The organism is Ramlibacter monticola (assembly GCF_016722785.1).
Classification (GTDB): Bacteria; Pseudomonadota; Gammaproteobacteria; order Burkholderiales; family Burkholderiaceae_C; genus Ramlibacter; species Ramlibacter monticola.
The window spans coordinates 141,827-155,522 of record NZ_JAEQNE010000006.1 but is presented as its reverse complement, the minus strand read 5'-3'; the positions used below and the strand labels follow the sequence as shown (position 1 = coordinate 155,522).

Below are 13,696 nucleotides of genomic sequence, written 5' to 3'. Positions count from 1 at the left end.
AGTTGCGGGATCAGCCGTGGAACCAGCGCGCCGGCACGGTGACGAGTTGGGGGAAGAACACCATCAGGAACATCATGGCGAACTGGGCCACCATGAAGGGCCACACGCCGCGCGTGACGTCGTCCATGCTCACCTTGCCGACGCCGGCCACCGTGCTGAGCACCGTGCCCACCGGCGGCGTGATCAGGCCGATGGCGTTGTTGATCATGAACAGCACGCCGAAGTAGACGGGGTCGATGCCGGCGGCCTTCACCAGCGGCATCAGCACCGGGGTGAGGATCAGGATGGTGGGCGTCATGTCCATCGCCGTGCCCACGACCATCGTCAGCACCATGATGGCGATCATCAGCAGGGTGGGGCGGTCCAGCAGCGGCTGCAGCAGCGACACCACCTCGCCGGGCAGGTTGGCCACCGTGATCATCCAGGCCGACACCATGGCCGCGGCGACCAGGAACATGATGATCGCGGAGGTCTTCGCCGCCGCCTCGAACAGGCGATAGAGCTCGCGCAGCTTCAGCTCCTGGTACACCACGGTGGAAACGAACAGCGCGTAGACCGCGGCCACCACCGCCGCCTCCGTGGGGGTGAACACGCCGAACTTGAGGCCGACCACCACGATCAGCGGCATCACCAGCGCCAGGGTGGCGTCCTTGAACGCGGCGAGGATCTCGGCGCGGCTGGCGCGCGGCGCCGGCTGGATCTTCTCCTTGCGCACCAGCCACCACCAGGTGACCCACAGCGCCAATCCGAGCAACAGGCCCGGCACGATGCCGGCCATGAACAGCTTGGAGATCGACACGTTGGCGGCCACGCCGAACACGACGAAGCCGATCGAGGGCGGGATGATGGGCGCGATGATGCCGGCGGCGGACAGCAGGCCGGCGGAGCGCGCCGTGTCGTAGCCCGCGCGGTTCATCATGGGCAGCAGCAGCGCGGCCAGCGCCGCCGCGTCCGCGACCGCGGAACCGGAGAGGGCGGCCATGATGACCGCCGCCATGATGCCCACGTAGCCGAGGCCGCCGCGGACGTGGCCCACCAGCGTCATGGCGAAGTGCACGATGCGGCGCGACAGGCCGCCCGCGTTCATGATCTCGCCGGCAAGCATGAAGAAGGGCACCGCCAGCAGCGGGAAGCTGTTGGCCCCCTCGATGGTGTTCTGGGCCAGGATCTGCGGATCGAACATGTCCATGTGCCACATGAGCGCGGCGCCGCAGGCCAGGAGGGAGAAGGCGATCGGCACGCCGAGGGCCATGGCGCCCAGCAACGCGCCCAGGAAGATGGCGATGGTCATGGCTTACTTGCCGGGGGCCGGCTGGGGATGGGATTGCCCCGTGGGCATGTCGTCGGACTCCACCACGCCGACCAGTTCGCTGTCCTGCAGCCGGCCGCTCACCAGCTTCCAGAAGTCGTCGAGGATGAACACGAGGGCGAACAGGGAGAAGAACACGCCGGTGCCGTAGAACCAGGCCATGGACACTTCCATCACGGCGCTGGTCGTGCCGGCGTTGATGCGCATCTGCTGCCAGGAGCCGCTCAGCATCAGCCAGCACAGGTACAGCATCAGCAGGTGCGTGAAGCCGAGGCAGATCTTCTTGCCGCGCACCGGCAGGCGCGCCACCAGGCTGTCGGTGCCCAGGTGGTGGTGCGAGCGCAGGGCGACCAGCGCGCCCAGGAACGTCATCCACACGAAGAGCCAGCGGGACAACTCCTCGGACATGGTGATGCCGCTGTTGAAGCCGTAGCGCAGGACCACGTTGCCGAACACCATCACCACCATCAGCGCCAGCAGCAGCACCATCACCGCGGACAGCAGGCGGCAGAGCCGGTCGATCAGGGTTCCAAGCATGCAAGAGTCTCCTGGGGGCGCATTTTGTACCAACTGGTTCATCGTTCCGGGATGGGGAAACCCGGGCCCCGGCCTACGGGGCGCGCATGAAGCGCACCACCATCTCGATGACGCTTTCGCGCCGGTGGGCGACGTAGGCCCGGGAGGTGGTGTCCAGCTTGAAGATCAGGCCGAAGGTGTGGCGGTTGGACACGTTGAAGAAGCTCAGGGCGGAGATGGAGGCGTGGATGTCCACCGGGTCGAGCCCGGGGCGGAACACGCCGCGCTGCACGCCCCGCTGGTAGAGGTGCTCGATCGCCGCGATGGCCGGGACGTTCAGGTCCTGGATGCGCTGCGAACGGGCGAGGAACTGGCCGCGGTTGATGTTCTCGTCCATCACCAGCCGGATGAAGTTCTCGTTGTGCAGGTGGTGGTCGAAGGTGAAGGCGACCAGGCGGCGCAGCGCTTGTTCCGGCTCGAGGTCCTGCAGGTGCAGTTCCTCCTCGGTGGCCCGCACGCGCCGGTACGACTCCTCCAGCACCGCGAGGTAGAGGCCCTCCTTGCTGCCGAAGTAGTAGTAGATCATCCGCTTGCTGGTCTGCGTCAGCGCGGCGATCTCGTCGATGCGCGCGCCGGCCAGCCCCTTCTCGCCGAACTCCGCGGCGGCGACCGCGAGGATGTTCGCCTTCGTGCGTTCGGGGTCGTTGGTGCGGGCCCGCGAATGGACTACTTCGTTCATTGCGCGGAGTATAGGGAGCCCCCGGCCGGGGCCTCGCCTCAGGGGCGCCGCATGCTCAACGCAAGCCAGCCAGGAAGTGCCCCAGGTTCTCGATGTCCGTTTCGCTGAGCGTGCGGGCCACGCTGGTCATGGTGCCGGCGTCGTTGGTGCGCCTGCGTTCCCTGAAGGCCTTGAGCTGCGCGACGACGTAGGCGTAGTTCTGGCCGGCCACGCGCGGGACCTCGTTCTGGCCCAGGAAACCGCCGCTCGCCGATGCGCTGCTGGCGGTGCAGCCGGACGTGCAGTTGCCGAACCCCGCGGGGGTGACTCCGCTGATGGCTGCCGCCCACGCCGGCAAGCCGAAGCTCGTGCGCAAGCTGCTCGCGGCGGGTGCCCGCATCGACCCGGTGGACCGCGTCAGGAACGGTCACGCGGACACCGCCCGCTGGCTGATCGGTCACGGAGCGGACCGCAGCCTGCGCGACGACCCCGGAAAGACGGCGGCGGACATCGCACGGGAGCAGAACTACCTCGAACTCGCGCAGCTGCTGCAACCCTGAGGGTGCGCCGACGGGGCACCGGGCGCTGCGCCGCCGGACGGCGACGCATGCCACCGCCCGGCACCCGCGTATCAGCGTCCTTTTCCTCCTTTCCCGCGCCCCCGGCGCGCGTCACCCATCGCCCGGGTGAAGTAGTTGGTCGAGACCGCGGTGCGCTCGAAGCGGTCGGGTGCGGCGGCGCTGCGGGTCAACTGCTCTCCCGCCAGCCGCAGCAGCGCCTGCACGTCGCCTGCGCGTGCGGGGCCGGCCGACAGCATCGCGGAGGCCGCAAGATGGAGCAGGACTGCGCCACGCCGGAAGCTCTCGCTGTTCATGTCTGGGTTCTCCTTGAGTGACGTGGCATCAGCGGATGGTGAACACCGCGTTGCCCTGGTTCACCGTGGCATTTCCGCCCAGGCTGGAGCGCACGGTGACGGAGGTCGGGGCAACCAGGACCGCCGGAACCTTGCTGGTGTCCTGGATCACGCCCGTGACGTCGCCCACCCAGCACGGTGTGGCGCCGCAGGTCGGGGTCAGAGTTCCAGGCAGGTCCGCCGGCGTGTACTTCAGCGGGACCGTGATCGGCAGCGCCGTGCTGCCCGGCACGCTGGCCGGCAAGCTGCTGTTCACGAGGGTGGTGTTCATCGTCATGCCCACCGGGACCGGGTTGAGGTTGGTCTCGTTGGAGGTGGCGATGATGTTGAGCTTGCCCAACTCGGCCGGCGCGCCGACGCGGCTCACGATCGCGCGATACGCCACGCTGGTGATGGTCACCACGTCCGCCAGGATGGCCGGGCTCTTCACCGTGATCGGGTTGCTGGTGGTCGTCATGCCCGTGGTCGGGTCGGTGGCGATCGCGACGAAGGTGAACTGCGTCTGCGCGGCGCTGACCGGCACGGTGAAGTTCGCGGTGCCCACCTGGTTCGGCGGCAGCCCCGCGAGCGTCACCGGCCCGATGCCCACCGTCGGCCCGCCGGTCTGCTGGAAGGCAAGGGTGATGGGCGTCACGCCGTTGTCCGCCTTCGCCGTCGCGTTGAGGGTCACCACCGCGCCGGCCTGCGTGGAGCCCTGCTTGGTGACCACCGGCGGCTTGGATGCAGCCGAGGCGACGACGATGGACGCGGTCGCCACCTGCGAGGGCAGCACTCCGTTGTTGACCACCGTGTTGAAAGCGATCGTCCCGGTCTTCGTCGTGGTGACGGTGGCGATCACCGTGTAGGGCGAGGGTCCTGCCGACGGGATGCAGGTCCCGCACGAGAAGCTCACGCCCGCGGCTGCCGTGTTGAACGAGTAGGACATGAGGGTCGCGGGCGTGTTCGGGTTGGTCGCCGTCACGGTCAGCGTCACGGGGTGCGGCAAGCCATCGGCGATCACGGCCCCGGTGGCGGTGAACGCATTGATCACGGCCGGCAGGGGCTGGATGGGCGGCGCGACCGGCGTTCCCGGGGCGGCCCCCACCGACGTGGCTTGCGGGCACAACGTCGCGTGGAAGGCCGGATCCGCCATCGGCAGTGCCCACGGCGGCGGGTCGAGCTGGCCGACCAGGGGCGAGGCCGAGCCCGGTCCGTCGAGCGGGCCGGAACCGCAGAACAGGAAGGGCAGGTCCTGCAGGTTGGCCGGGATGATCGGGCCGCCCATCGTGAGGTTCTCGCCGAAGATGAACTCGAAGTTCGGCAACAGGTACTTGCCGACCGTGAGCCCGTTGCCGTTCTGCGCGATGGTGGCGGGACCGGCTCCCGCGTCGGGCACGACCGGCGGCGCCATCATGCAGCGCGTCTGGATCGCCGGCGCATTGGGCGCGTTGATGCCGGGCGGCTGGCACATGGTGCGGCTGACGGCGCGGTAGTTGCGCGTGGGCTCGCCGAACACGCCGATGTTGTTCACCGGCGAGCGGAAGCGGCCCAGGGGGGCGCAGCAGGGCTGGTAGCTCTGGAGGAAGAAGTCGCTTTCCGCTCCGGTCACCGGGTGCTGGTGCACGGCGTAGAAGTCGACGGCCTCGGTGGGATCGGTGCTGAAGCCGACCCAGGCGACGCGCGAGGTCGATTCGACGGCGATGCCGCCCACCGTGCCGCCCCCGGTGCCCACGATCAGGGCCTCCATGGACACGTACGCGGGTTGCGTGTGCGGCTGCGTGTAGATGCCCAGGTTCGCTTCGATCGTGTGCGCGGAGATGTAGGGCCCGTTGGCGTCCGCCTTCAGCGTGCCGTGGAAGCCGATCGTGTCCCCGATCACCAGCGGCGCGGCCACGTTCGGGTCGGTCGAGAAGCCGTCTGCGGCGTGGGCCCCGGGCATGTCCATCACCCAGGTCGTGCAGTAGGTGCCGTCGGGCTGCGGCCCAAAGGCGGGCAGGAGCGTCAGCGGGTCGAATGACCTGCAGTTCGGCGCGACCGGACGGTTGTACATCGGGCATTTGGGATCGATGCCGGGCGTGATCGTCGCGCCCGTGATCGGGTTGGTGATCGGATTGACCGGATTCACCGAGGGGATGCAGATCGGGTAGCCCAGCGCCGAATGCATGGTGGGGTTGTCGGTGTCGGCGGTGAAGCGCCGGTCGTACCCGGCCTCCCACACGTCGGCCGCCGGGTCGCCCGGCAGGCCGTGCCGGATCCCGAAGCGGCCGACCGGATCGTTCATCCGCACGCGCGTCACGCCCGGCACGAGGGGCGGGCAGGGCGCGCCGGTCGGCTGCAGCGCGCCGCCGACCTGCAATTCGCCCGTGGCGTAGTCGATGCAGCTGATCACGCCCTGTCCCGCGTTGAGCGATTGCTGCGAGATGAACATCAGGCCGGCGACGTACTCGCCGTTGATCACGTTGCCGACCACATGCAGTTCCATCCCGGGCAGCGCCGCGTTGTAGCTGGTGACCGTGCGGGACGGATCGTTCCACGTCATGTTCAGCAGGCCCGGCGAGCCGACGCCGAAGGCGTCGCCGAGTGCGAGCCCGCTTTCACCGGCCGGCGTGATGTCGGCGGGAGCGGAGGTGAACAGGTCGGCCCAGGACGTCGCGAAAGCCGGCATCTGCAGGATCGTGTTGCAAGGAACGATGATCACCTGGCCGTTGATGGTCACCGTGCCGCCCGCGAGCCGCGGGTCCTTGACCGGAAGGTTGGGGCACAGGTTGAAGTTCGTGTCGACGGTGGCGGCTTCGATGTAGCCGGTCAGGTCGAACTGCGGCGGCACCGGGACCGGGGCCACGCCCGGGGGCACGAGCACGCCGCCGGGCAGGCCGCCGTTGATGCGCTTCGCCCAAGCCGGATGGCCGGCCAGGCCGATCACCATGAGCAGGAGCACGAAGAGCCATCTCCAGGATGCTGCTCCGTCCCTGCCGGCTGCTTCTGTAGTGTGTTTCATAGAGCCTCGTATGGGGAAAAGTGGGTCCTCGCCTGAATGGGCTGGGATCGCTTCCCCGGACTGCTCTGTGGGGCTTCCAAATCCTCAGTCCCGAGATGACTGAGCATGGGTTGTGCCCGAAAACGACGACGTTTTACTTACATACAGGGACGCCTTGAAACGCTTCTCATCCCTCTGTACGGCGATTCCCGCGGCCGGCGAACGAGCACGAAAGTTCTGGGGATTCGGCACCTTAGTTCGCCCCGTGGACGGGGATTTCAGCCCGAAATTGGGTGAAGATAGGTGCAATTGATGGCTAGATCGTCGCCTTTAGGCCGTATTTCATTGTCTTTGGCCGAACTCGCGGGCGACTTGGCTTAAGGGCGCCTTAAGACGAGGGGGAACCTTCGTTCCTCCCGGAGGGGCGAAGGTGCATCCGTCCGCGAGCCGTATGGCGAGCGCGTTTCGACCGCAGATGCCGCTTGGGCAAGGGCGCGGTGTAAGCAGATGAAATCGCTTGGATTCCGGCGAATCCAGGCGGCCGGGGACGCTCCCTCAGGACCGGCGCAGCGTGCGCCGGAACAAGGCGAACAGGCGTTCCCAGTGGCGCTCCGCGGAGGGCTGGTGGTAGATGCCGGCTCGCTTGGGGAACACGAAGCCGTGCTGCGCGCCGGGATACCACTCGATGCGATGCGGCGTGCCGGCCGCTTCCAGCGCGGACTGCAGCGTGGCGATAGCCTCGGGCGGCGCCCAGATGTCCGTCTCCGCGCAGGCCACGTAGGTCTCGCAGCGGATGCGCGGGGCCATCCGGTGCGGCGAGTCGTCGCGTTCGGTCACCATGCGCGCGCCGTGGATGGAGGCGATCGCGGCGATGCGCTCCGGAAATGCGGCGGCTGCCGCGAACACGAAGGGGCCGCTCATGCAGTAGCCCACGGCGCCGACGCGCTTCGCGTCCGCTTCGGGCTGCGCGTCGACGAACTCCAGCAGGCCGTCGGTGTCGCGCACGGTCATCGCGTTGCTCAGGCTGTCCATCAGCTCGAACATCGGCTTCATGGCTTCCGGCGTGCGCTCCTTCAATTCGAACTCGCGGGTGCGCCGGTAGTAGAGGTTGGGCAGGACGACGTAGTAGCCGACGCTGGCCAGGCGCCGCGCCATGTCGTGCAGTTCCTCGCGCTTGCCGGGGGCGTCCATGTAGAAGAGCACGACGGGGTGCGGCCCGCCTTCTTCCGGGTGGACCACGAAGCTGTTCATGGCGCCGTCGGCGGTGGGGATGTCCAGGTGTTTTTCGATCATCGTGGTTCTCCCGAGCGGCAGAGCATGCGCGTGGCTGCGGACCACGGCTACAGGGTAGTCCCGGGCCTACCCCGCCGACCTCGGCCGGACGACACGCGAAGCACGGCGGGGGGCCTACACAGGAGGGTGACAGCGAAAAGGGGAAACACGCCTATGCATACCGCCATCTGCGCCTTCGAGGATCGCCAACGGGCCGAGCAGGCCGCCGACAGCCTGGTGCGCTCCGGCTTCGAGCGCCACGACGTGCACATCGAGCACAAGGACCTTCACGGCGAGCACCCCGACGCCAACGACCGCTGGGACGGGATGGAGCGCGAGATCGCCGTCGACCGCGGCGTGCTGGCCTCCTTCGGCCAATTCTTCGCCCGCCTGTTCGGCCGCGACGACGGCGCCGGCCCGGTCGACACTTATGCGCAGCACGTGGAACGCGGCAGCTATGTGGTGGTCGTCGACGCGCACGACACGGCCGACGCCGAGCGCGCCCGCACGGTGCTGCAGGGCATGCAGGCCGGCGACCTCGACGTCGTCCATCGCCCCGGGCAGCGGCCGCTGCGCGACATCGTGGGGATGCGGCAGGAGAACGCCGGCATGGTCGAGCGCAGCCGCGAGCCCTCCGAGAACTGGACCGACAACGCCACGTCGTCCGACATGGAGAGCGAGCGCGCCATGGCCTCGCACGGCATGACGCCCACGACCGGCCCCGAGCCGCGCGACCCGGACCTGGAGCGCGCCCCCGGCCTGCGCTACGCGGACAAGGGCAAGGACAAGCCGAACGGCTGATCTCCACCGGTCACGCCGGGCTTGACCCGGCATCCGTCGCGGCGCGAGCATGAACCCGGCGCCACCACAGGAGGTACCCCATGCATACGGCCATCTGTACATTCGAGGACCGCGCCGCGGCCGAACAAGCCGCCGAGCGCCTGGTGCAGGCGGGCTTCGACCGGCGCGAAGTCCACGTCGAACACCGCCACGCGGACGGCACGCCCATGGCGGAGCCCGATGCGGGCGCGCAGCGGCGCGACCACGACGTGGTCGGCAAGTTCTCCTTCTTCGAGCGCCTGTTCGGCGCGGGCCGGCACGCGCCGCACGCGGACACCTACAGCCGCGCCGTGGAGGAAGGCCTCTACGTCGTGCTGGTCGAGGGCCGCGACGAAGAAGAGGCGCAGCGCGCGCAGGACGTGCTGCACGGGCTCAACCCCTCCGACTTCAGCCTGGTGCACCGCGCGGGCGAACGGCCGCTGCGCGACGTCGTGGCGGAGCACCGTGGCGGCAGCCCGGAGGAGCGCTTCGGCACGGCGCGCTCGGACATGGGCGCGAGCAGCGACACGGATGCGCGGCGCGAGGGCCAGTTCTTCCCGCCGGAGCGGACCGCCGAGCCGACCGAGGAGCGTGCCATCGCCTCGCAGGGCTGGGGCGAGCAGCGCGAGCTGAAGGTGGTCGACGAGGACAAGCCGATCGCCTCGCCGGACATCGCGGCGGCGCACGAGGGAACTCCCCGGGACAAGCCGCGCTGAGCCGGACGCTAGACTCGCCCCCGGAGGACTCTCGGGGTGGCGATTTTTCCTCAGGGCAAGACGAAGGTCATCGAGCGCGCCAGGGGCGGTGAGAAGCGCCTGCTGGAGGCGCTGGCGCGCAAGCTGGAAGACGACTACACCGTCTGGCACAACATCCCCATCATGGGCTCCGGCCGCGAGCCGGACGTCGTGCTGCTGCACCCGAGCCGCGGGCTGCTGGTGCTGGAAGTGAAGGACTGGAAGCGGGGCACGATCGCCGACGCGAATCCCATGCAGGTCCTGCTCCAGACCGAGGCCGGGCTGGTAAGCACCGACCATCCGCTCGCGCAGGCGCGCGGTTACGTCCTGGACCTGACGCACCAGTTGCAGAAGTTCCCGGAACTGCTGCACCCGGAGGGCCGATACCGCGGCAAGCTGCTCCTCCCCTGGGGCTGGGGCGCCGTCATGAACGGCGTCCGGCGCAAGGAGGTCGAAGGCGACGCCAGCTTCGCGACCGTGTTCGAGCCGCACAAGGTGCTGCTGTGGGACGACCTCGCGGACGACGTGGAGCCCATGGTCTTCCAGGAGAGGCTCTGGGGCATGTTCAACGTGCAGTGGCAGCACCCGCTGTCGCTGCCGCAGATGAACATCGTGCGCGGCCTGCTGTTTCCCGAGCTGCGCATCGGTTCGCAGCAGGCCCTGTGGCCGGAAAGCTCGCCGGCCAGGCTGGTGGTGCAGGACGTGCTGCAGGTCATGGACCTGCACCAGGAGGCGATCGCGCGCAATCTCGGCGAGGGGCACCGCGTGATCCATGGCCCGGCCGGCTCGGGCAAGACCATGATCCTGGTCTTCCGCGCCGTGCAGCTCGCCGCGGCCGCGAGGCCGGACAAGCCGATCCTCGTGCTCTGCTTCAACCGCGATCTCGCCACCCGCATCGGAACCATGCTGCGGCTCAAGGGCGTGGGGCGGGCCGTGCAGGTGAGCACCTTCCACGGTTGGGCGATGGACCTGATCCGCACCTACCAGCTGGGGCCCGTTCGCACCGGCAAGCTGACCGGCGAGGACTACGACGCCTTCGCGCGGCTGGCGTGCGAGGGGATCACCGCGTCGCGCGTCCCGAAGGGCCAGTACACCGCCCTCCTGATCGACGAGGCCCACGATCTCGCGGACGAGTGGCTCGCCGCGGCGGTGCAGATGGTGGACCCCGCGACAAAGTCCCTGCTGGTGCTTTACGACGACGCGCAGTCCATCTACCAGAAGAAGCGCCGGAAGTTCAACTTCGCCAGTCTCGGCATCGAGGCCAAGGGACGCACGGACATCCTGCGCGTCAACTATCGCAACACGACGGAGGTGCTCGCGCTGGCCATGGAGTGCGCGGAAGGCATCCTGCGGGAAGGCCGGCCGCGGGCCGAGGAGGAACTGCCGCTGGTGGTGCCGCAGTCCGCCGGTCGCAGCGGGCCGGTGCCGGTGTTCCTGCGCTTCGACAGCGGGCGGCAGGAGGCGGCCGCCGTCGCGCGGCAGGTTGCGGAGTGGCTCGCGCAGGGGCGCAAGCCGCAGGACATCGCGGTGCTCGCGCGCTACTGGAAGTCCCTGGAGGGGATCCGCGCGGCGCTCGAAACGGCGGGCGTGCCCTGTACGGCGCCCAAGGGGGAATGGCGCCGCGACACGGACGGCGCGGTCGTCACGCTGGGCACCTTCCACGGCAGCAAGGGGCTGGAGTTCCCATGCGTGATGCTGGTCGGCCTCGACCGGATCGACGAATCGGAGGCGAACCGCGTGGAGGAGTTGCGGCTGCTCTATGTCGCGATGACGCGCGCCACGCACGGCATCGTCCTGACCGCCTTCGGTTCGTCCCGCCTGACGCGGCATGTGGAGCAGGCCCTCGAACGGGTCCGGGCGGCCTGCCACTAGCGTTGGGCGAGAATAGGGCCAGGACCCTTCCCGTACCCCCCCACCATGCCCCTGCAATTCGCCACCCGCCTCGACAACGTCGAGACCTCCGCCATCCGCGAGCTGTTCAAGCTGCTCGGCAAGCCCGGCATCATCAGCTTCGCCGGTGGCTTCCCCGACAGCGCCATGTTCGATGTGGAGGGCCTGCGCGAGGCCTCCCAGAAGGCGCTGGCGGAGGAGCCGGGGGGCGCGCTCCAGTACGGCGCGACCGAGGGCTACGAGCCGCTGCGCGCACAGCTCGCCGCCTTCGAGCGCAGCAAGGGCGTGGCCGACATGGAGCCGAACCAGCTGATCGTGACCACCGGCAGCCAGCAGGCGCTGGACCTGATCGGCAAGACCATGATCAGCCCCGGGGACAAGGTGATCGTCGAGGGCCCGACCTTCCTGGCCACGATCCAGTGCTTCCGCCTCTATGGCGCCGACATCCAGAGCGCCCCCATCGACGCGCAGGGCGTGCAGGTGGACCGGCTGGAGCAGTTGATCGTCGAACACCGGCCGAAGTTCGTCTACCTGATCCCCACCTTCGGCAATCCGAGCGGCGCCCTGCTGTCGCTGGAACGCCGTCGCCGCATCCTGGAACTGGCGGTGAAGTACCAGGTGCTGGTCGTGGAGGACGATCCCTATGGCGACCTGTACTTCGGCGAGGCGCCGCCTCCCAGCCTGCTGGCGCTGGCCAGCGAGGTGCCGGGCAGCCGCGAGTGGATCGCCCACTGCGGCAGCATGAGCAAGGTGCTGAGCCCGGGCCTGCGCGTGGGCTGGCTCGTCGCGCAGCCGGAACTGCTCGCCAAGGCCACCATGTGCAAGCAGTTCAGCGACGCGCACACCAGCACCTTCGCCCAGGCGACCGCGGCGCAGTACCTGAAGAGCGGCCGCATGCCGGCGACGCTGCGCAACGTGCGCCAGAAATACGCGGAGCGCTCCCACGGCATGGCCGAAGCGCTGAAGCGCGAACTGGGCGAGGCGATCGAGTTCACCGAGCCGAAGGGCGGCCTGTTCTTCTGGGCCCGCCTGAGCGGCCGGGGCGGCAAGCCGACGCACGCGGGCGAGTTCGCCAGGCGCGCGATCGAGCAGGGCGTGGCCTTCGTGCCCGGCGCGCCCTTCTTCGCCAAGGACCCGGACCTGGCGACGCTGCGACTGAGTTTCGCGACGGCGGACGTGGACAAGATCAGGGAAGGCGTCGGCCGCCTCGGCCGGGCGCTGTAATGCGCTTCGCGGGACGTCTGCACGACTGGAACGAGCAGCGCGGCTTCGGATTCATCCGTCCGACGGCAGGTGGCGACGACATTTTCGTGCACGGTTCGGCACTGCCCATGCTGCGGCCCGGCCCGGACGAGGTCCTGAGCTTTGAGGTGGCCCTGGACCGCCAGGGCAGGAAGAAGGCCGTTCACGTGCGAAGGCAGGCTGACGAGGCCTCGGCCCTGGCGACCGATCGCCTGCGCGACGCTCAGCGCGTCGAACGCGCGCTCGCACGCAAGGGCGCGGGCGTGCATCACGGCCCGGGCATCGTGCAGGGGCTCGTGATGATGGTGATCACCGGGGTGCTGGCCTGGTCGGCCTACCGGGCGTACGGCGTGCTGGCAGCTCGGCACCCCGCACCGGAACAGGCCGTCGCCGAGCGGTCGGCGGGCCCCCTGCAGGATGTGAAGCGTGCGTCGGCGTCGCCGTTCAGGTGCGATGGCAGGACGCAGTGCTCTCAGATGACATCCTGCGCGGAAGCGACCTTCTTCCTGCGCAACTGTCCCGGGACGAAGATGGATGGCGACGGGGACGGCGTGCCGTGCGAGCAGCAGTGGTGCTCCGCCGAGTCGCGTTGAGGCGGTTGTCGCCCAGCGCGCCCTGGAGCGGGCCGGATGGATGGACGCGGCACGCCAGTCGCTCTAGATTGCGGGCATGAAGCCCTCCCTGTCCGGCGCGCGCGCCAGAACAGTCCGGTGACGTGTTCCAGCAACTCGTGATCGACCTGCTGGGCGCGCAGCACGGCGCCGCCGCGTACGGGCTGCTGTTCCTGCTGCTCGCCGTGGCGGGCATCGGGGCGCCCTGGGCGCAGGACCTGGTGCTGCTGGCTGCGGCGGGCCTCACGCTGCAGCCGGGCGGCCTGCACCCGCTGGCGATGGCGGCGAGCGCCTGGGCCGGCATGCTCGCCGGCGATGTGACCAGCGTCTGGGCCGGACACCACTACGGCGCCCGCTGGATCCGCCGCCCCTGGGCCGCGCGCTTCGTGCCGCCGCAACGGCTGCCGGAACTGGAGGAGGGCATGCGGCGCCAAGCCGGGCTGCTGTCCTTCGTGACGCGCTTCCTGCCCGGCCAGCGGGGCACGCTCTTCTTCCTCGCGGGGGCGCTGCGCATGCCCTGGCGGCCTTTCCTGGCCTGGAATGGCGCGGCCGCGGTGATCCAGATCGGCTTCTTCCTCTACGCCGCGCGCACCCTGGGGTGGCGCTGGGAGATGCTGCGCGCGCCCTTCGAGCGGGCCGATGACGTGCTGACCGTGGCGCTGGTCGTGCTGCTGGCGGCGTGGTGGCTGCGCGCGCGGCGCGCCGGACCGCGTTAG

At 69.3% G+C, this 13,696-nt stretch carries 14 protein-coding genes; 7 read left to right on the top strand and 7 right to left on the bottom strand.

Annotated elements, in window-relative coordinates:
- Positions 1–10 precede the first annotated feature (10 nt).
- From JJ685_RS21475 to JJ685_RS21460, 4 genes are all read right to left on the bottom strand, one after another.
- Positions 11–1,291 carry a TRAP transporter large permease subunit gene (locus JJ685_RS21475; protein ID WP_201676387.1) on the bottom strand — a complete coding sequence of 427 codons (1,281 nt, stop codon included), beginning with the start codon at positions 1,289–1,291 and terminating at the stop codon, positions 11–13.
- 3 nt (positions 1,292–1,294) lie between these two features.
- On the bottom strand, positions 1,295–1,846 hold the full coding sequence (locus tag JJ685_RS21470; protein ID WP_201676386.1) for a TRAP transporter small permease: 552 nt from the start codon (positions 1,844–1,846) through the stop codon (positions 1,295–1,297).
- Between the two features lie 73 nt (positions 1,847–1,919).
- Positions 1,920–2,564 (bottom strand): TetR family transcriptional regulator, encoded by a 645-nt coding sequence (locus JJ685_RS21465; protein ID WP_201676385.1) that lies wholly within the window; start codon positions 2,562–2,564, stop codon positions 1,920–1,922.
- 55 nt (positions 2,565–2,619) lie between these two features.
- Positions 2,620–2,901 (bottom strand): c-type cytochrome, encoded by a 282-nt coding sequence (locus JJ685_RS21460; protein WP_201676384.1) that lies wholly within the window; start codon positions 2,899–2,901, stop codon positions 2,620–2,622.
- On the opposite strand from JJ685_RS21460, the gene JJ685_RS21455 reads away from it, so the two are divergent.
- Positions 2,879–3,103 carry an ankyrin repeat domain-containing protein gene (locus JJ685_RS21455; RefSeq protein WP_201676383.1) on the top strand — a complete coding sequence of 75 codons (225 nt, stop codon included), beginning with the start codon at positions 2,879–2,881 and terminating at the stop codon, positions 3,101–3,103. The two genes, JJ685_RS21460 and JJ685_RS21455, sit on opposite strands and share 23 nt — an antisense overlap.
- A 71-nt stretch (positions 3,104–3,174) precedes the next feature.
- On the opposite strand, the gene JJ685_RS21450 is transcribed toward JJ685_RS21455, so the two are convergent.
- From JJ685_RS21450 to JJ685_RS21440, 3 genes are all read right to left on the bottom strand, one after another.
- Complete coding sequence (locus JJ685_RS21450) at positions 3,175–3,417, bottom strand: hypothetical protein (RefSeq protein WP_201676382.1); 243 nt, start codon at positions 3,415–3,417, stop codon at positions 3,175–3,177.
- Positions 3,418–3,445: 28 nt separating this feature from the next.
- On the bottom strand, positions 3,446–6,373 hold the full coding sequence (locus JJ685_RS21445; RefSeq protein ID WP_201676381.1) for a hypothetical protein: 2,928 nt from the start codon (positions 6,371–6,373) through the stop codon (positions 3,446–3,448).
- A 594-nt stretch (positions 6,374–6,967) separates the two neighbouring features.
- On the bottom strand, positions 6,968–7,705 hold the full coding sequence (locus tag JJ685_RS21440; protein ID WP_201676380.1) for a dienelactone hydrolase family protein: 738 nt from the start codon (positions 7,703–7,705) through the stop codon (positions 6,968–6,970).
- 153 nt (positions 7,706–7,858) lie between these two features.
- Here JJ685_RS21440 and JJ685_RS21435 point away from each other — a divergent pair, with 153 nt between their 5' ends.
- From JJ685_RS21435 to JJ685_RS21410, 6 genes are all read left to right on the top strand, one after another.
- The gene (locus tag JJ685_RS21435) at positions 7,859–8,485 is read left to right on the top strand and encodes a hypothetical protein (protein ID WP_201676379.1); all 627 of its coding nucleotides are present in this window, start codon (positions 7,859–7,861) and stop codon (positions 8,483–8,485) included.
- Between the two features lie 80 nt (positions 8,486–8,565).
- Positions 8,566–9,219 carry a hypothetical protein gene (locus tag JJ685_RS21430; RefSeq protein ID WP_201676378.1) on the top strand — a complete coding sequence of 218 codons (654 nt, stop codon included), beginning with the start codon at positions 8,566–8,568 and terminating at the stop codon, positions 9,217–9,219.
- Positions 9,220–9,255: 36 nt separating this feature from the next.
- Positions 9,256–11,109, top strand: coding sequence for a 3'-5' exonuclease (locus tag JJ685_RS30310; protein ID WP_201676377.1), 1,854 nt, complete (start codon positions 9,256–9,258; stop codon positions 11,107–11,109).
- Positions 11,110–11,160: 51 nt separating this feature from the next.
- Positions 11,161–12,351 carry an aminotransferase-like domain-containing protein gene (locus JJ685_RS21420; protein ID WP_201676600.1) on the top strand — a complete coding sequence of 397 codons (1,191 nt, stop codon included), beginning with the start codon at positions 11,161–11,163 and terminating at the stop codon, positions 12,349–12,351.
- Positions 12,351–12,962 carry an excalibur calcium-binding domain-containing protein gene (locus JJ685_RS21415; RefSeq protein WP_201676376.1) on the top strand — a complete coding sequence of 204 codons (612 nt, stop codon included), beginning with the start codon at positions 12,351–12,353 and terminating at the stop codon, positions 12,960–12,962. The genes JJ685_RS21420 and JJ685_RS21415 overlap by 1 nt, the downstream gene beginning before the upstream one ends.
- A 122-nt stretch (positions 12,963–13,084) precedes the next feature.
- Positions 13,085–13,696, top strand: coding sequence for a DedA family protein (locus JJ685_RS21410; protein ID WP_201676375.1), 612 nt, complete (start codon positions 13,085–13,087; stop codon positions 13,694–13,696).